Annotated in this window: 21 protein-coding genes and 1 pseudogene; 16 read left to right on the top strand and 6 right to left on the bottom strand. The window is 69.4% G+C overall.

Translation table 11 applies throughout. The features are described 5' to 3' along the window. The first annotated feature begins 4 nt into the window (after nucleotides 1–4). The 7 genes from VFF46_RS29995 to VFF46_RS40670 all read left to right on the top strand — a co-directional run bounded on the left by VFF46_RS29995 (nucleotide 5) and on the right by VFF46_RS40670 (nucleotide 3,594). Nucleotides 5–796 (top strand): carbon-nitrogen hydrolase family protein, encoded by a 792-nt coding sequence (locus VFF46_RS29995; protein ID WP_325040590.1) that lies wholly within the window; start codon nucleotides 5–7, stop codon nucleotides 794–796. A 352-nt stretch (nucleotides 797–1,148) separates the two neighbouring features. After that, nucleotides 1,149–1,397, top strand: a complete 249-nt coding sequence (locus VFF46_RS29990; RefSeq protein ID WP_325040589.1) for a hypothetical protein — start codon at nucleotides 1,149–1,151, stop codon at nucleotides 1,395–1,397. Continuing rightward, nucleotides 1,394–1,612 (top strand): hypothetical protein, encoded by a 219-nt coding sequence (locus VFF46_RS29985; RefSeq protein ID WP_325040588.1) that lies wholly within the window; start codon nucleotides 1,394–1,396, stop codon nucleotides 1,610–1,612. Before VFF46_RS29990 ends, VFF46_RS29985 begins: the two co-directional genes overlap by 4 nt. Before the next feature lie 175 nt (nucleotides 1,613–1,787). Next, nucleotides 1,788–2,306, top strand: coding sequence for a hypothetical protein (locus tag VFF46_RS29980; protein ID WP_325040587.1), 519 nt, complete (start codon nucleotides 1,788–1,790; stop codon nucleotides 2,304–2,306). A gap of 68 nt (nucleotides 2,307–2,374) precedes the next feature. Next, on the top strand, nucleotides 2,375–2,593 hold the full coding sequence (locus VFF46_RS29975; RefSeq protein ID WP_325040586.1) for a DUF4314 domain-containing protein: 219 nt from the start codon (nucleotides 2,375–2,377) through the stop codon (nucleotides 2,591–2,593). Then, nucleotides 2,590–2,799, top strand: a complete 210-nt coding sequence (locus VFF46_RS29970) for a hypothetical protein (protein WP_325040585.1) — start codon at nucleotides 2,590–2,592, stop codon at nucleotides 2,797–2,799. Before VFF46_RS29975 ends, VFF46_RS29970 begins: the two co-directional genes overlap by 4 nt. Nucleotides 2,800–2,979: 180 nt before the next feature. Then, nucleotides 2,980–3,594, top strand: a complete 615-nt coding sequence (locus VFF46_RS40670) for a translation initiation factor IF-2 N-terminal domain-containing protein (RefSeq protein WP_414673107.1) — start codon at nucleotides 2,980–2,982, stop codon at nucleotides 3,592–3,594. A 104-nt stretch (nucleotides 3,595–3,698) separates the two neighbouring features. Here the strand turns inward: VFF46_RS40670 and VFF46_RS29960 are convergent, their stop codons facing one another. From VFF46_RS29960 to VFF46_RS29935, 6 genes are all read right to left on the bottom strand, one after another. Then, nucleotides 3,699–6,923: a phage tail tape measure protein gene (locus tag VFF46_RS29960; protein ID WP_325040584.1), complete on the bottom strand. Its 3,225-nt coding sequence runs from the start codon at nucleotides 6,921–6,923 to the stop codon at nucleotides 3,699–3,701. A gap of 11 nt (nucleotides 6,924–6,934) precedes the next feature. Beyond that, entirely contained in the window at nucleotides 6,935–7,156 is a 222-nt protein-coding gene (locus tag VFF46_RS29955; protein WP_325040583.1) for a hypothetical protein, read from the bottom strand. Between the two features lie 190 nt (nucleotides 7,157–7,346). Further along, nucleotides 7,347–7,676 (bottom strand): hypothetical protein, encoded by a 330-nt coding sequence (locus VFF46_RS29950; protein ID WP_325040582.1) that lies wholly within the window; start codon nucleotides 7,674–7,676, stop codon nucleotides 7,347–7,349. A gap of 164 nt (nucleotides 7,677–7,840) precedes the next feature. Beyond that, complete coding sequence (locus VFF46_RS29945) at nucleotides 7,841–8,146, bottom strand: hypothetical protein (protein ID WP_325040581.1); 306 nt, start codon at nucleotides 8,144–8,146, stop codon at nucleotides 7,841–7,843. A 111-nt stretch (nucleotides 8,147–8,257) separates the two neighbouring features. Then, nucleotides 8,258–8,992 (bottom strand): hypothetical protein, encoded by a 735-nt coding sequence (locus VFF46_RS29940; protein ID WP_325040580.1) that lies wholly within the window; start codon nucleotides 8,990–8,992, stop codon nucleotides 8,258–8,260. Next, nucleotides 8,989–9,192, bottom strand: a complete 204-nt coding sequence (locus VFF46_RS29935; RefSeq protein ID WP_325040579.1) for a hypothetical protein — start codon at nucleotides 9,190–9,192, stop codon at nucleotides 8,989–8,991. The genes VFF46_RS29940 and VFF46_RS29935 overlap by 4 nt, the downstream gene beginning before the upstream one ends. A gap of 201 nt (nucleotides 9,193–9,393) precedes the next feature. Here VFF46_RS29935 and VFF46_RS29930 point away from each other — a divergent pair, with 201 nt between their 5' ends. The 9 genes and pseudogenes from VFF46_RS29930 to VFF46_RS29890 form a co-directional block, all read left to right on the top strand. Beyond that, complete coding sequence (locus VFF46_RS29930; protein ID WP_325040578.1) at nucleotides 9,394–9,606, top strand: hypothetical protein; 213 nt, start codon at nucleotides 9,394–9,396, stop codon at nucleotides 9,604–9,606. Next, nucleotides 9,606–9,875 carry a hypothetical protein gene (locus tag VFF46_RS29925; protein WP_325040577.1) on the top strand — a complete coding sequence of 90 codons (270 nt, stop codon included), beginning with the start codon at nucleotides 9,606–9,608 and terminating at the stop codon, nucleotides 9,873–9,875. The genes VFF46_RS29930 and VFF46_RS29925 overlap by 1 nt, the downstream gene beginning before the upstream one ends. A 284-nt stretch (nucleotides 9,876–10,159) precedes the next feature. After that, nucleotides 10,160–12,067 carry a bifunctional DNA primase/polymerase gene (locus VFF46_RS29920; RefSeq protein WP_325040606.1) on the top strand — a complete coding sequence of 636 codons (1,908 nt, stop codon included), beginning with the start codon at nucleotides 10,160–10,162 and terminating at the stop codon, nucleotides 12,065–12,067. 252 nt (nucleotides 12,068–12,319) lie between these two features. Next, nucleotides 12,320–13,165 (top strand): hypothetical protein, encoded by an 846-nt coding sequence (locus tag VFF46_RS29915; protein ID WP_325040576.1) that lies wholly within the window; start codon nucleotides 12,320–12,322, stop codon nucleotides 13,163–13,165. Between the two features lie 257 nt (nucleotides 13,166–13,422). Next, on the top strand, nucleotides 13,423–13,635 hold the full coding sequence (locus tag VFF46_RS29910; protein ID WP_325040575.1) for a hypothetical protein: 213 nt from the start codon (nucleotides 13,423–13,425) through the stop codon (nucleotides 13,633–13,635). Then, nucleotides 13,632–13,862 (top strand): hypothetical protein, encoded by a 231-nt coding sequence (locus VFF46_RS29905; RefSeq protein WP_325040574.1) that lies wholly within the window; start codon nucleotides 13,632–13,634, stop codon nucleotides 13,860–13,862. Before VFF46_RS29910 ends, VFF46_RS29905 begins: the two co-directional genes overlap by 4 nt. Further along, a complete protein-coding gene (locus VFF46_RS29900) occupies nucleotides 13,855–14,100 on the top strand; it encodes a hypothetical protein (protein WP_325040573.1) in 246 nt (81 codons plus the stop codon). Before VFF46_RS29905 ends, VFF46_RS29900 begins: the two co-directional genes overlap by 8 nt. A gap of 48 nt (nucleotides 14,101–14,148) precedes the next feature. Next, nucleotides 14,149–15,528 (top strand): tyrosine-type recombinase/integrase, encoded by a 1,380-nt coding sequence (locus tag VFF46_RS29895; RefSeq protein ID WP_325040572.1) that lies wholly within the window; start codon nucleotides 14,149–14,151, stop codon nucleotides 15,526–15,528. Between the two features lie 79 nt (nucleotides 15,529–15,607). Beyond that, nucleotides 15,608–15,828 (top strand): annotated as a pseudogene (locus tag VFF46_RS29890) (aminotransferase); the annotation flags it as partial.

Genomic DNA, 15,828 nt, shown 5'->3' with positions numbered 1-15,828 from the left:
AGAGATGAGGATCGCCGTGGTGCAGACCGCCAGCAGCTACGACAAGGCCGCCAACCGGGACCTGGTCACGCGCCTGGTCGCGGAGGCGGCGCAGGGCCGCCCGGACCTCGTCGTACTGCCGGAAGCGATGATGTCCGACTTCGCCGTCGAAGGAGAGTCGGTCGCGGAGGCCGCCGAGTCCCTGGACGGCGAGTTCGTCGCAACCCTCCGCAAGGCTGCCGTGGAGCACGACGTGGCGATCGTGGCCGGCATGTTCGAGCTCAGCTGCGACCAGCACCGCCCGTACAACACGCTGCTCGCGGTGGGCGCCGACGGCGTACTGCTCGGCGCTTATCGCAAGATCCACCTGTACGACGCCTTTGGGTACAAGGAGTCCGACCAGCTCACCGCAGGCGACGTAGCGCCTGTAGTGATCCAGATCGGCGACCACCAGCTCGGGTTGATGACCTGCTACGACCTGCGCTTCCCTGAGCTGTCCCGTGCGCTCGTAGACGCCGGCGCCGAGGTGCTGGTCGTGCCAGCCGCGTGGGTCCGTGGACCGCTCAAGGAACACCACTGGACGACACTGCTCACCGCACGCGCCGTGGAGAACACCTGCTACGTCGCGGCGGCCGCACAGAACGGGAAGAAGTACTGCGGTCTTAGCCAGGTCGTGGACCCGCAAGGCATCGCGCTGGCATCGGTGGGTGAGTCGGATGGGCACGCGTACGCCGAGATCACAGCTGAGCGGTTGGCCGACGTACGCAAGCGCAACCCGTCACTGCAGAACCGCCGGTACTCGGTCACGCCCCGGTGACCAGTTCGCGGACCGCCTGGTCCGGAAAAACCCCTGACGCGTTAGCCTCCTGAGCGTGCTCGATGGGTTTGATCTGGTACCGGCGCGCCCGGTCAGCGCGCTGACCAGGTCAAACGTCTCCGGGCCGCCCCGCTCGTGCGCCCGGACGGAACGAAAGCGGAACGAGCGGGCCGCCTCCGGCCGGGTCACGGTCCGGTCACGGTTCGGCCGCGCGCTGGTAACACGGTAGAGCGCTCTCACGCTCAGCCGGGCGTCTCCAACGTTGCAGACGGAACAAAATAGCGACGTGCGTTCGGACGCTGGTTCGTGAGCGGCAACTGTTGCCGCCACGGATCGCAAGGAGCAACAAGCGATGAGCAACAAGAGGAAGCTGAAGCGCCACGATCACCCCCAGGACCTGATGCCGACGCCGGACCACCCACTAGGCGCAGAGATCGGGCTCCGGGTGGTCACCAACAATTCGGCCCTGCGGCCGGGCGTCACACAAGAGGACGTAGGGGAGTTCATCAAGGCTCGGATCGAACCGGCCCTGACGCCGCTGTTCGAGGAGGCGGAGGACCTCTTCTTCGTGGTGCCGGACACCGGGGAGGTGACGTCGTGATCCGGCAGGGCAGGCGCATCACGCCCGAGGGGCGCGAAACCATCGCGTACCACGACCGCCGCGGGACCTGCACGTTCTGCGGTGCGCCCTGGCGGCTCGCCGGGGTGGGTGACTTCGTGTCACCAATCGACCGGGGCATCGAGCGCGTCTTCCTGATGGCCGAGGACGTCGCTGAGCCCCCGGTCGGCTACGTCGTCGCGCACGCCTGCTGCTAGGCGGCAGTCGTCCCCAGCCCCTGACCTTCGGGTCAGGGGGCTTCGTCGTGCCACTTCCGGTCACGATGCGTCACAACTCGGTGCCCGGAGCTATGTCATTACCAGCATTTTCGCGCGATATTCGTCTCAGGGCGGTGACGCAGCGTCACCGCCGACCAGACGAACGGACGAGACGATGACCACCACCGCAGCCACTGCCGCACCCGCCAAGAAGGCCCCGGCCCGCAAGACGACCACGACCAAGCCCGCCGCGGCCAAGCCCGCGCCGAAGACGCCGGCCAAGAAGGTTGCCCAGAGCAACGAGCCCGCGCCGAAGCCCGTCGCGGTTGATCTCGCCCGCCTCCTGACGGCCGCCCGCGCCGCCGGGTTCACGTGCCGGGCGCTCGCCAAGCTGGCGAACCCGGACGTGCCCCTGGAGCCCGGCACGGACACCTGGAAGCTGGCCGGCCGCGTCGACCGGCTGAGCCGCGGCGGCGCCGCGACGCCCGATGAGCTGCGGCTTCTGCTTCCCGTCCTCGACGGCATCGAGTCCGGCGCGATCACCCCGCCCGAGCGGACCACGGCAACGCGCAAGCCGTCGAAGCGGGCCGAGGTGATCCACGTCCTGGAGACCGCGGCGCAGCAGACCACGGTCACGAACGCCCGCCAGCTGATCGCCGAGGCGCTGCGCCTGCTCGGCGCCGACACCAAGTAACTCAAAGCGGCCCCGGCGAGCGTTCGCACCGCTCGGCCGGGGCCTCGATCGCCTTGTAGGAGGCAACCGTGAACATCAACGTACCGAACTCCGGCAGCCGCGTGCGGCTGCTGAAACTGGCCGCGGACGCCGCGTCGTTACGGCAGCCGGGCGACACCGGCTCCGTGACTTTCGTTGACGACCTCGGCACCGTCCACGTCAAGTGGGACGACGACGGCGGGATGCTCGGCCTGATCCCCGGGCTCGACGCCTGGGAGGTCATCAACGCCGAGGGATCCGAGCGATGAGCACGCCGGCGGACGACCGCAACGACGAGCTGCTGCACCGGCTGCGGGCCGTGCTCGTCGACCTCGTGGACGACGAGTGGACGATCGCGCAGCTCCGCGAGCTGATCTGCCCGCCCGAGCAAGAGCCCGCGCCCGCGCCGGAACCCGAACGCGGCACGCGCTGGCACGACACCGGCACCGGCCCCGGCTACGACCCCCGCGACTAGGGTTTCCGCGAAAGCGACCCCGGCTTCGGTCGGGGTCGCTTCTTGTTTGCGCAACACGCCGTGCGACGTGCCCGGTTTCGGCGCTGGCGTCCCCTACTGTCGTGCGTGGTGGATCAGGACCAACGGTCCCCTCCCGCTGGCCGGTCCACTGCCACCCTCACGAAAGATCGAGGTTCCCCCGTGGCAAAAATCCGCGTCTATGAGCTCGCCAAGGAACTGGGCGTCACCAGCAAGGTCGTCCTTACGCGACTGAACGACTTGGGCGAGTTCGTCCGCTCCGCTTCCAGCCTGGTCGAGGCCACGGCCGTCCGCCGCCTGGCCGAGAGCATCGAATCCAATCCGCCCCGACGTCAGCGTCCCGCCGGACGGCAAAGGGACACCCCGTTCGCCGATAACCGCCGTCCACGGAGCGCCGTCGCTCCGCTCTCTGACGACGAACGGCTTCGCCGCGAAGCTGCCGCTATGTTCGGCGTACTACCCCAGGACATCAAGTTGCCCCGGCCGACAGCACCCCGGCGCAGCGGTCCGCGCCCGTCGCCTCGGGGTCCGCAGCCCGACTCGTGGTCGCGGAACTTCATCGACACCGACGAGAAGCGGACCTGGATCGCTGCTGGTCTCGGACCGGACGATGGCGACCAGGCACGGCGGTGCGCCGAGGCCGGTCTCAGCACCGAGGACCTCCTGCTGCGTGTCGAAGGCCGCCGGGTCATCGACCGTATCCGTGGCGGTGAGTCGATCCCCTCGGTGGCCGCGCTCGTCGCTGACGAGCGGCGACGCCGCGGCGACACCGACTGAGCTTCCGGTCCCGGAGGTGGTCATCTCCGGCGCTGAGATCACCGGTGGACGCGTTCGTACGCGGAACCGCCGGTCCGGCGACCTCAGACGCGTTCTCAGGGCGCTCAGTGGACCTGGGTGCCGAGGCCGATCGCGCGGGACGCCAGGGCCGTGTCGAGGCGCCGGCCGTCGAGCGTGATGGGCTGGCTGCCCTGCGCGAGCTGCGCCTTCAGCAGGGCGACGACCTCCGCGAGCAGTTCCACCGTCTGGCTGGCGGAGGGCAGCGACGACGACGATCCGGTGCGCGGTCCCGAGGCCGAGTGGAATAGCTCGTTGACCTTGCGAGGAATGATGCCTTCGCCCTCGTGGACCAGCGCCAGCTGGTCGTTCGGCACCCACGGCGTGCCCTGCTTATAGCCACCCGGCCGGTCCCAGCCGCGCGGCGCCGCACCGTACCGCGCGTTGGCGTACTTGATGCTCGCGTAGATGTTCGCGAACGGATCGAGGATGCCGCGCGACACGTAGGGTCCGGCGTAGGCGGCGAACGTCGACGGGATCTCCTGCATCAGGCCCTGTGACGGGTGGCCGGCCTTCGCGTTCGAGTCCCAGAGGTTGATCGCGTTCGGGTTGCCGCCCGACTCCTGCTGCATCCGGCGGAGCAGGGACGGGAGCCACGAGGCGGGCGCTCCGGCCGCGGCGAGCGCCTGCAGCGCGATACCGGACCACCGGTTGACGCCGCTGCCGGTGATGGCCAGCGAGTGGCTGCCGATGCCGCCGATGAGGCCACCGATCGCGCCCGCCACCGAGCCGAGCGCGGAGAGCGCCTTGGCTGGCAGGCCCTTGATCGAGATGAGGCCCTTGTTGACGATCGCGCTGAGCGCGCCGGGCATGCCGCCGAAGATCTTGCCGATGGTCTTGCCGACGTTGATCGACCCGAGGCCCTGGAAGAGGCCCTGCGCCATGAAGCTGCCGATGCCGGCCATCACCGTGGACGGCGAGTGGATGCCGAAGAAGCTCTTGACGGCGCCGACGATCGGGTTCACGACGCGGGTGCGGACCCAGTTGCCGATGTTCTTCATCGCGTTCTGCGCGCCCACCAGCAGGCCGCTGATCAGGCTCCAGCCGTGGCTGACCAGCCAGTTGCCGGCCGGGTTGAACGGCCGCACGACGGGCACGATGACGTGGTTGTAGATCCAGCTGCCGATGCCCCCGCCGATCGCCATGATGCCGTTCTCGAAGCCGGCCACCATGTTCTTCCCGTGCTGGACCAGCCAGATGCCGGCCTTGCCGAACGGCGCGGCGACCGGGCTGATCACCTTGGAGTAGATCCAGCGCCCGATGCCGTTCGCGGCCGCGACGATGCCGGCCTTGAACCCGAGGATGAGCTGGATGCCGATGCTCGCGAACACCGTGGACGGCGACTTGATCCCGAAGAGGTTCTTCACCCAGTTGATGACCGGGTCGGTGACGTGGACCTTCAGCCAGTTACTGAGGCCGCGCGCACCCGACGTCAGGCCGGACTTCAGGCCGGACCAGAGCCAGCCACCGAGGTCTTGCGTCTTGCGCACGAGCCACTTGCGGCCGACGCTCATCTCGTCGGTGATCGACTGCAGCATCCCCCACACCGCGTCCCGCGCCATGTTGAGCATCGCCTGGCCGAGCTGCACGTTGATCTTGCCGCCCCGGGCGAACAGCGACACGGCGGTCGTGAAGACCTTGATCCAGTCGACGCCCGACACGAAGCGGCCGATCGCGTCGGTGGAGTCGTGGCCGACCTTCTGCCAGTCAACCGCCTGGATGACGTTCTTGAACGCGGTGCCGAGCTTCACGCCGAGGTCGGCGCCCTTCTGCACGATCGTCACGAACGCGTCGCCCAGCGCGGAACCGACCTGCTTCCAGTTGATGGAGTGCACGAGGTTCAGGAACGAGTTGCTGACTCGGCCGCCGAGGGCGTGCCAGTCCACCTGGTCGACCAGCTTGCCGATCGCGTCGAGGAGCTTGCCGGTCTCGGCGCCCAGGCCCCGGAGGCCGGCCGCGACGCCGTCGGCGATGGCCTTGCCGAGCGGGCCCCAGTTCCCGGTCGTGAGTCCGGTCGTCAGGCCCTGGATGAGGTCGCCCGCCCACCTCGCGGCGGCACCCGCGACGTTCAGGCCGGTGGTCGCGAGGTCGGACAGCTTCGGCAGGAGCGTGTCCCTGACGTAGTCGCCGAGCTTCTTGAGCTGGGGCAGCGCGACGCGCGTGAACGTGTCGCTCATCGTCCGCGCGGTGCTGCCGATCCCCTGGAGGAACCCGGCGAACCCGCCCGCGGTGACAGCGTGGTCCTGGAACCCCTTCTTGAGGTTGCTCACGGCCTGGCGGCCGGCGTCGAACGCCGCGGGGATGACCTTGCCGACTGTCGACGCCAGGCCGCCGAGCAGTGGCAGGAGCGCGCCGCCGACGCTGATCTTGACGCCCTCCATCGCCTGGGCGAAGTCGCGCTGCTGCTGGCGGTAGTGCGACAGGTTTGTCAGCGCCTTGCCGGACAGCGTCGTGCCGAGCTTGTCGGACTGCTTCTCCAGGGTCTTGATGCCGTCGGATCCCTTGTTGAGAAACGGGATCATGTCCGTGCCACTGCGCCCGAAGAGCTTGATCGCAGCCGCGGTCTTCTCGGCGCCGTTCGGCATCGACTTGAACTTGTCGGCGACCCGGGGGAGCAGGTCAGCCATCGGGAGCAGCTTGCCGTGGGCGTCCTTGAAGTTGAACCCGAGCAGCTTCACCAGGTCGGCGGACTTCTTCGTCGAGCCCTGTGCCGCGACCAGGTTCCTCGAGAACAGCTTGGCGCTGGTGGTCAGGGTGTCGACGCTGATGCCGGACGCGATCGCGGCCGCGCGCAGCCGGGACATCTGCTCGGGCGTGCCGCCCGCCACGCGCTGGAGCCTCAGGACCTGGACGCCGGCGTCCTGGAACGAGCCGATCGAGTCCTTTGCGAAGCCGATCGCGCCGAGCCCGGCGAACGCCGCGAGGGCCGGGGCGAGCAGACCCTTGAGCGACCGGGCGAACGTGCCCGTCCGCTTCTGCATTCCCTCGGTCGTCTTCTTGAAGTCCTGCTGGATGACGCCGTCCGCCGCCTTGAACGGTCGCGTCATTGTCGCCTGCACGCCGGACACCGCCGACTTGACGCCGCGCTCGACGCCGGAGACCGCGTTGGTGAAGCTCTGCTTGATGCCCTTACTGGCTTCCTTGAACGGCTTCTCAACGACGTCCTGCGTCCCAGCCATCGCAGACCGGACCTGGCGCTGCGTGTCGCCCGCGAAGCGCTTCATGTCCGGCAGGACTTCGATGAGCGCGCGGCCCATCAGGGTGTCGGTCATCGGGCACCTCCTCAGGCGGAACGTACGGCGAACGGCTGCGTCAGCTCGCACACGCCAACGCCAACGGGGGTGAGGAGTCCGGCCGTGATGAGCTGCCGCACCAGCCGGTTCGGTGACGGCAGTTCGATGCCGAGCGTCGCCTCCGGATCGGTGATCGCGACGAGCTGGGCGAGCGACAGCCGCTGCATGCCGTCCGGGCTGATCAGCACCCAGTCCCTGGCGTCGGCGCTCATCGCGCAAACCTTTGAGATCCTGAGATGTGGATCCGGGCGCGCTCCCACGCGCGCTGCTGCTCCAGCTGGCTCATCTGGCTGAAGTGCAGCAGGCACGGCCTGGCCGGGCTGCACGCACACGGCTCGTCAGCGGCGAGCTTCTCGCGCTGGAGCCTGCGTTCGTACTTGCGCCTGGCGGTGTCACCTGAGGTCATGTCGACTCTCCTCGGTCTTCCTGTCGCCGGTAGCGAACGGGTTCGATCGGCACCGGCACGCCGTCGCGGACGCCCTCGGTGAACCGCGGTGGCTCGGTGTCCGGCTGGACCAGCGGGACGGTGCGAGGCTGCTGCGGCTCCGGTCCGACGCACCAGCCATATGTCTTCTGAAGCTCGCGCTCGCCGCGGTCGTCGGGCGGCGGCTCGACGTACTCCTCGTCCTCGGGCCGGTGCGCGCCGCAGTAGTTCGAGTACCCGGGTGCGCCCGAGCCGCAGAGCTCTCCGGTTTTGAGCCTGCCCTTGCACCGGCGCTTAGGCGCGGACACCGTCGCCGTCCGAGGGCCAATCGCCTTCACAGTGGCCGAGCTTGATCTCGGGCCACGACAAATTGCTGCGATCGCACTTGACGCACCGATGCCGGTAGAGCACGTGCACGTTCCGCGGCCGATGCTCACCGGTGACGATGGTCCGCCGCAGCCCCGTACTCACGTCAGCCCTCGTCCGGATCGTTGCCGTCAGCAAGCAGTCCGCCCCAGACGAGCCGCTCGACCACGCGCGCGGCCGTGTCGCTCGGAATGACTTTCAACACGTCGCCGAGCGGCCGGTTCTCTAATCCGGGCTGGGGCCACCAGGCGGCCAGATCACCCCAGGCGGCGGCGACCGCGATGAAGAACCGCGGCGAGACGTCGAGCACGGTACGGCGATGAACGACGCCCGCGTCCTCCAGTGCCTGCATCGCTTCAGCGGCGTGGTACCGCATCGCAGCAACCAGTTCGGTCCGGCCGTTCTCATCCATCGGCGTCACCTATCTACTTGGACGGGGGCCGGGTTGTTTTCCGGGCAACCCGGCACCCCTCGCACGTGGCATGGTCCGGTGTCGCTCGGCCCGTAGTCACGGCGTTCATGGTCACCGCCCGTACTTCTTGCGGGCCGCGCGTGCCGCACGGTCGCGGTCGACCAGCTCGCGCATCGACGGCGTTTCGAGCGTCAGGAAGCCGGTCGGCGCCGGCTGTTCCTTCGTCCGCTGCGGGTCGTGGCCGCTGGCAACCACCGCGCGGGCGTGCGCGGGGTTGAAGGGGTTCAGGGTCGCCGTTACGGCAGCCGCGGCCGGTGGTGGCGCCGCGCGCTGCTCTCGCTTCGCACGCTGCTGCTCGAACCGCAGGTCGTCGCATCGCTGTGATTCGCTGACGATCTTGTCGCGGCACGACGCGCACGGCTTGCCGAGGAGAACCTCGAAGGCACGGCGGGTCTTCGGACCCTGGGCCGTGGAACGCACGGCGCCGACCCGGAGGTGCGGAGTTGGCCGGTCGTTGCGCCGCGCGGTCGCCCAGGACAGGCACCAGCGGCACACGTGATCCGAGTCCTTAACCCGCGCCGTTGCCTCCAACGCGTCGATGCCGAACAACTCGACCGCTTTCCGGCTGAATTTCTCGACGTGCTCGACGTGCTCGACGCGTTCGGCGGCCGAGGAGCCGAGACCGGGCTCGATCCACGAGCGCCGGAAGTCGCGGCCGGCGCGGTCCGGATCGAGCGTGAGCAGCGCATTCGTGGCCAGTGCCTCAGGCTCGCGGGCGGCGAGCCACGCTGCGTTGGCGCGGTCGCGGTGCTCGCGGAGATCGCCGCGTGTCGTGATGATGGTCATCGCGTCCTCCCGTTCATCGCCCTCATGCGTTCGTCGCGGTACGCGAGGAACGGCTCGACGTCGTGGTCCAGCGCGAACGAAGCGAGGACCGTGAGCGCCGCGGCCGGCGTCAGGCCGACCTGCTCGGCGAACCGGTTGATGCGCCGCGCCGTGTCCGGCGCGAACCGCGCCGTCATCGCGACCGTCGGTGGTGCTGCCACGGTCCGCCTCCCACGCTGTGAGTTACAAACTGCTAGGACCGTAATTCGGCGCGGGCAACCAGTCCAGAAAACCCTTGTATAGCAGGAGAAACTGGCATCTGGCGCTTCGCAGCGAGGGTGGCGTATAGTGGTCATCGTTGAAAGGACGATGGCCCGGTTCTCCGGGGCGTCGTCCTTTTTGTTTTCCCGAGAGGAGCGTCGATGAACGACAACGTGAAGGCGACCAAGGTCCACGCGGCAACCGGGCATCTCGTCGTCGCAACGCGCGTCGGTGACGTCGCCCGTCAGGTTGCGGCCTACGAGATGCTGCGCGACGCGAAGATCGCATACGCACGAGACAAGGCCGAAGCGCGGGTCGCGGAGATCCGGCGCGAGATCGACGAGAAGATCGCGCAGCTGAGGGGGGCCGACTGATGGCCTGGGAGACGTCCACCGTCATCCTGCACCACTACCGGTGCGACGCCGACGGGTGCCGTGAAGCCTGCGCCTCCACGACGTGCCCGGAGTGCGCCCCCTGGTCGATCGAGGATGACCACACGCGCGCCACCGGCTGCGGGTGGTATTCGCTCGACGTGCTCAACGACCGCGGCGTCCTGATCGAGGTCAAGAGGTTCTGCACCGAGGCGCACCGGTGGGCGTACGTGCGGGCGACGCACCGGCGGACCCGAATGGTCGCGGCGTGAAGTGCGCGAGCTGCGGTGCGACCGACGGCGCCTGCCAGACCAAGAAGTGGTTGTCGGGCCGATCCTGCTGCGATCGCTGCACGCACAAGGAGGAGGCCGAGGGCAACTAGCTCGACCGAGACCCACGACGGAAGGACGCACGGATGGCCGCTTAAACAGGAATGGCCTCCCGACCAGAGGAGGCCACTCCCCCTACCGAAGGGAGACGCCGTGACAACGTCGAGTCCATCGTACGTCGGTGCCGATCACGAGTACCACCGCATGAGGTGGTTGCCGTGACTAGCATGCTCGACTTCAACTCGATGACGAAGGCGGAGGCCGCGGTCGCGTACGCCGAGCGGCTCGGGTGGTTCGTGCTGCCGTGCTGGTGGTTCGTCAACGGCATCTGCGCGTGTGGCACCGCGGGCTGCGATCGCAAGCATCCGATCAGCGCGCTCGTTCCGAACGGGCAGAAGGACGCGAGCAATGATCCCGATGTCGTAGCCGGGTGGTGGGCGCGATACCCGCAGGCGAACCCGGCCATCTTCCTCAAGCCTTCGGGTCTCGTGGCGCTGGACGTCGACCAGGACAAGCGTCCGTTGGACGAGTGGCAGGCGTTCATCGCCAACGATGGCGACCTGCCGATGGCGCTCGTCGCGCGCACCGGAAACGTCGCGGAGGCATACCACTACGTCTTCAACACGGCGGCCCTGAACGGGCACAAGGTACGCGGACACGTCAGTGCGGCGGGTGATCCTGCGGCGCATGACACGCTGATCAAGCACGACGGCTACATCGTCGTCGCACCAGCGGACCACGCGCACGGCCGGACATACCAGTGGCTCAGCGACAACCTGCCCGGCGATCCGGGTCCAGTCATCACGCCGATGATCACCGAAAGCGAAGCTAATACACGGGTATCAGCAGGCTCGGAGTTCGACGGTGACCCGTTCGACTGGCCGGCCACCGTCGACGCGATGGTCTCGGACGCGAAGATCCCGCCGGGCAACCAGGACGACCTGCTGACGCGCGCTGCCGCATCACTGGTGGCCGGCCAGGCGAGCGACCGGCTCGCGCTGTCGATCCTGCTCGGCCTGGTGTCGAAGTTCGAGAATGAGCCCGGCCGGCGGGAGTGGACGGCCGAGGACGCCGTCGAGAAGCTGCGCCGGGCGCGGGCGAACCCGAAGCTCAACCACAGCCTCGGTCCAGGCGCGCAGGCGATCGTTGACGGCTTCCTCACCGCGAGCCGAGACGACGACCTGCGGTCCGACTCGAAGTACCGCGAACTGTTCGGTGAGCGCGTCATCTGGCGCCGGGCGGACCGCGACGCGCAGGAAGCGCTCGACGCGGCCGAACTCGCCGCGGCGCGCGGGCCGCGGCTGAAGCGCACGGCCCGCGACTTCGCGAAGGTCGACCCACCCGACGCCGTGATCGACAAGGTCCTCGCCGCGGAGGTCAACCTCCTCGGCGGGCCGCAGGAGGCGGGCAAGTCGCTCCTGCTCCGGGACTGGGCGCTCGCGATCGCGGCCGGCCAACCCTGGCGCGGGTACCGCGTCGTCGAACCACGGAACGTGCTGCTGGTCGCGAGCGAGGGAACGCACGACTTCGCCGAGCGCTGGGAAGGCCAGGTGCTGTGGGAGTCCGCGCGCGACCGGGTGTTCGTGCTCGACGTCCCGATCGACCTCGTGCACGGTGACGACGTCGACTGGCTGCTGAAGGAGTACGCCGCCGAGCGTCCGGTCGTCATGTTCGACGTCATCTACGCCATGGGCATGGCCGACGACAACGGCATGAAGGACGTGCTGCCGGTCCTGAACTCGATGAAGCGCATCAGCGCGGCGTTCGGCGCGGCGACGGTCGCGGCTGGCCACCCGCCGCACAGCGGGGAGCGCCGGTTCCGGGGCTCCTCGATGTGGCGGCAACTCGCAGCCGTCGACTGGCACCTGGGTGACGGTCAGCTGTCGTGCGAGAAGTCGAAGCTCGCGGACCGGCGACGGCTCGGCGCGACGTACCGGACCGAGTACCCGGACCTCCGGTGGCTCACGGTCAGCGAGGCGAGCGGCGACGCGCTCGCGCGCAGCCAGCTGATCCGCGAAGACTTCGAGCGGTACCCGGAGGACAGCGACAACCGGCGCGCTCAGCGGCTGATGCCGATCCTCGGTCTGAGCGACTCGACGGTCCGGCGGCTGATCCGCGTGGAGAGGGCGGGCTGATGCGCGAATTAGCTCCACAGCTGTTCATGACCAACCCCAGAGGTTGGGATGACCAACCAACCGGTGACCAACGGATGACCAACGGTGTTTCGCCTGGTCAGGGCGCAGATGACCAACGATGACCAACGGATGACCAAGCCAACGATGACCAAGCGATGACCAAGAGCTAAAAGGCGGCTCAAAACTGTCCTCGGGCCCTATTTCGGGCCCGACCGGTAGCGTTACACAAACTCACGCACGCGAGGTGACTTCATGGCCGGACGACCTCAGACCCGCGCACGCGGCGGGCGCAAGAAGGACGAGTGGTGGCCGGGCAACACGGCGGCCCTGAAGTCGGGCGCGCAGTCGGCGCGCACGATCGCGCCGCTGGCGGAGACGTTCACGGCGCAGCTGCTCGAACACGCCCCCTGGTGTGACGACCCGGCGTTCGCCGGAACGGTCGGCAGCTGGTCGTGGACCCGCGCGCAGATCGAACTGCTGCGTGCGTACCTGAACGAACAGGGCATGCTGGACGAAAACGGCGAACCGCGCGGCGGCCACGTGCTGCTGGACCGCCTCGAAGCGCGGCTGGACAGTCTCGGCGAGCACCTCGCGCTGACGCCGAAGTCCAAGGTCGACCTCGGCATCGGCCTGGCCATGCAGCGGAACATGGAGATGGAGGGGCGGATCCTCGCCGACTCGCTTCACGCCGCGTTGGCCGGCGTCGATCACGACCTGGCAACTGCGATCATGGAACGCGCGAGCGCACACCTGACGGGTGAGCCACTGCCCGCCCTGCCGTATCCGGCGATCGAGGCCGCGATCCCCGACGCCGAGGTCATCGAGACGGACGACCAGCTAGCTGACGCCCTGTCCCGCATGTCGCGTTCTCAGCCACCGGCCGGCCAGGACGTACGAACGGACGTGGGTGACGCCAACGATCCGGGAGAACCTGTCTCGGTCCCGGAGACGCGCGACGAGGCGCCACCGGCCGAGACCGTCGTACCGATCCGGCGCGAGCACAACCCGTTCGGCAGCGGCAACGTGCCGGGCGTGCGCAACACGTGGGGGCACGGCGAGACCGCGTGGAACGCGGAGATGCTGCCGCCCAAGCGGTGACCGCTGGTTCCGCTCGCGTTCCGAACGCCGACGAACGGCCAGGTCAGACGCACGTGACAGACGAGCCGTATCTGGCGCACACGCGTCGCGAACCTCGCTGGACAACCGCTGAACGAGCGCACGCTCAACGCTGGATGAGGATGAACGTACTTCGCAACGTGCGTACGTAGAATCGGATCACCAGACGAAAGGACGTAGGTCGATGCTTCGGCATCGCCTGCGTCCTTTGTGCGTTCGTACCCGGAAGGAAGACAGCGATGACCGACACCAAGATCGAGGAACTGACGTACGACCAGGCCGTGGCCAAGTACATGGAAGCGTTCGATCGCGGCGACGACTACCCCGCGCCGCTGCCGAACAAGTCGATGAGCTACCGCAACGACCGCAACGGTGTCAGCACGGGCTGGCGGCTGTCGAACGTGCGTGGCTACCTGGCATTCGTGCCGGACCGAGGCGGCGTCCTGCGATGAGCTACATCACGCCGTACGAGGAGCTGATCGAGCCGGACTTCGATGAGCTGCGGGCCATCATCGAGGAAGCCACCGAGCTGCGCGTGGCATCTACCGTGCGCGTCGACCGCCTGCTCGCGCACTGGCGAGAGTTCCGCGAGTACGACCCCGAGCTGGCCGACGCGATCGCCGACGCCATCACCAACCTCGGCCTGACGCTGATGATGGCCGACGCGGACGATGACTGACCGCGCGACGGTGACCGCCGCGGACGTGCGCGCGCTCGGTGTCACCACCACCGTCGAAGAGGCCGGCCGCGTCCTCGGCCTCGGTCGCAGCGCGGCGTACGACCTGGCGCGCAAGGACGCGTTCCCGGTGCCCGTCATCAAGGTGACCGGCCGCCGCTGGCTCGTGCCAACCGCCCCGCTGCTGCGGCTGCTGGGACTCGACGCGGCCGATGGCTCACGCGCGCCGGCCAGCGGATAATTATCTCGGCGTCAAGATTCTTGACGTCGAGACGAAGGGACAGAGAGCATGAGCACGAAGCAGCGCGGGAGCGTCAGCTCGATCACGCGCGACGGCAGCAAGACCTGGTTCTGGGCGATCCGGCTCGACGTCGTCGGTCAGGACCAGCGGCAGTGCAAGCGGTTCGGCTACCCGACCCGGACGGCGGCGACCGCGGCGCTCGATCACGTCCGCGAGCTGCTCGCCGTCGCGGGTAGCGACGACCACACGCGGCGGCTCGTCGGCGACCTGGTCGTCACGAGGTCGCGGCGCGGCGGCGAGCTGCCCGCCGTCGAGGAGGTCCGCCGCCGGTACGGCGCCGGCCTCGACCCGGCAGCGGCCACGCCGACGGTCGAGGAGTGGTGCGTGGAGTGGCTCGCGACGAAGCGCCGCGTCCGCCCGGCGACCCGCGCCGCGTACGAGTACCGGCTCGAAACGTACTTCTACCCGCACCTCGGCGACGTGCCCCTGGACCGGCTCCGCGCGGACCACGTCACCGCCGCCCTGGACTGGCTCGACGCCCGCAACGCGGTCGTCGCCGCCGCCCTGGCCGCGGGCACCCGCGTGCCGTCCGACCCGCTCGACCGGCGGGCGACCCCGCGCGTGGTCGGCCCGGCGACGCAGCGGCTGCTGCTCGACGCGCTGGCGATGGCGCTCAACGGCGCGATCAAGCGGCGGCTGATCGCGTTCAACGCGGCGCGCGAGGTCGACCCGCCCGAGGCGGAGCGGCACGCCGCGCGGGTCTGGTCGCCGGACCAGGTCGCGGCGTTCCTCGGGCACGCCGAGACCACCGGCGACGAGCTGCTGCCGCTCTGGCGGCTCGTCGTGCTGCGTGGCCTCCGCCGCGGCGAGGTCACCGGCCTGCGGTGGGACGACCTCGACCTCGACGCCCGGACGCTCCGCGTCGAGCGCACGCTCACGGCGACCGGCCCGCGCGGCGCGGTCACCGGCCCGCCGAAGACGGCCAGCTCGCGGCGGACCGTGTCGCTCAGCCCCGGTGACGTGGCCGCGCTCGCGGCGCACCGCTCGGCGCAGCTCCGGGCGCGCCTCGCCGCGGGCGCCGCGTACGACGCCGGGCCCGGTGGCGGCTGGGTGTTCGCCCGCGCGGACGGTTCGCCGACCCCGCCGTACGCGGTCAACCGGCGGTTCACGGCGCTCGCGGTGGCGGCCGGCGTGCCGGTCATCCGGGTGCACGACGGGCGGCACACCGCGGCGACGCTCGGCCTGGAGGGCGGGCTCGCGACCCGGCTGGTGTCCGACCAGCTCGGGCACTCGAAGACGGCGATCACGCAGGACACGTACCAGCACGTCCGGCGGGCGCGGCTCGACGCCGCCGCCGAGACCGTCGACGACCTCGTGTTCGGAACGCGGGCGGAACGAACGACCGCGAACGAGCCGCCCCTAGACTGAACCGCTCCGGACCCGGAGCGCCCGCCCCACGCGTGAACCGCGGCCGGAGGCGGACGGCCACGACCGACGGAGGACCGGCGTGACAAACGGGTTTGATCTGGAACACCACGGCGATCTCGAGGTCGGTGAGGGGCTGGTCGACCTCGCCGTCAACGTCCGCGCGGGCACTCCGCCGCCCTGGCTGCTGGCCGCGATCACCGCGAGCCTGACCGACCTGGCGGCGTACCCACGCCCGGCCGCGGCGGTCGCTGCGGTCGCCGAACGGCACGCGGTCGCGCCCGACCGGGTCCTGCTGACCGC

Source organism: Kribbella sp. (assembly GCF_035655035.1).
In the GTDB taxonomy this organism is placed as follows: Bacteria; Actinomycetota; Actinomycetes; order Propionibacteriales; family Kribbellaceae; genus Kribbella.
This window is presented reverse-complemented; position numbering and strand designations above follow the sequence as displayed.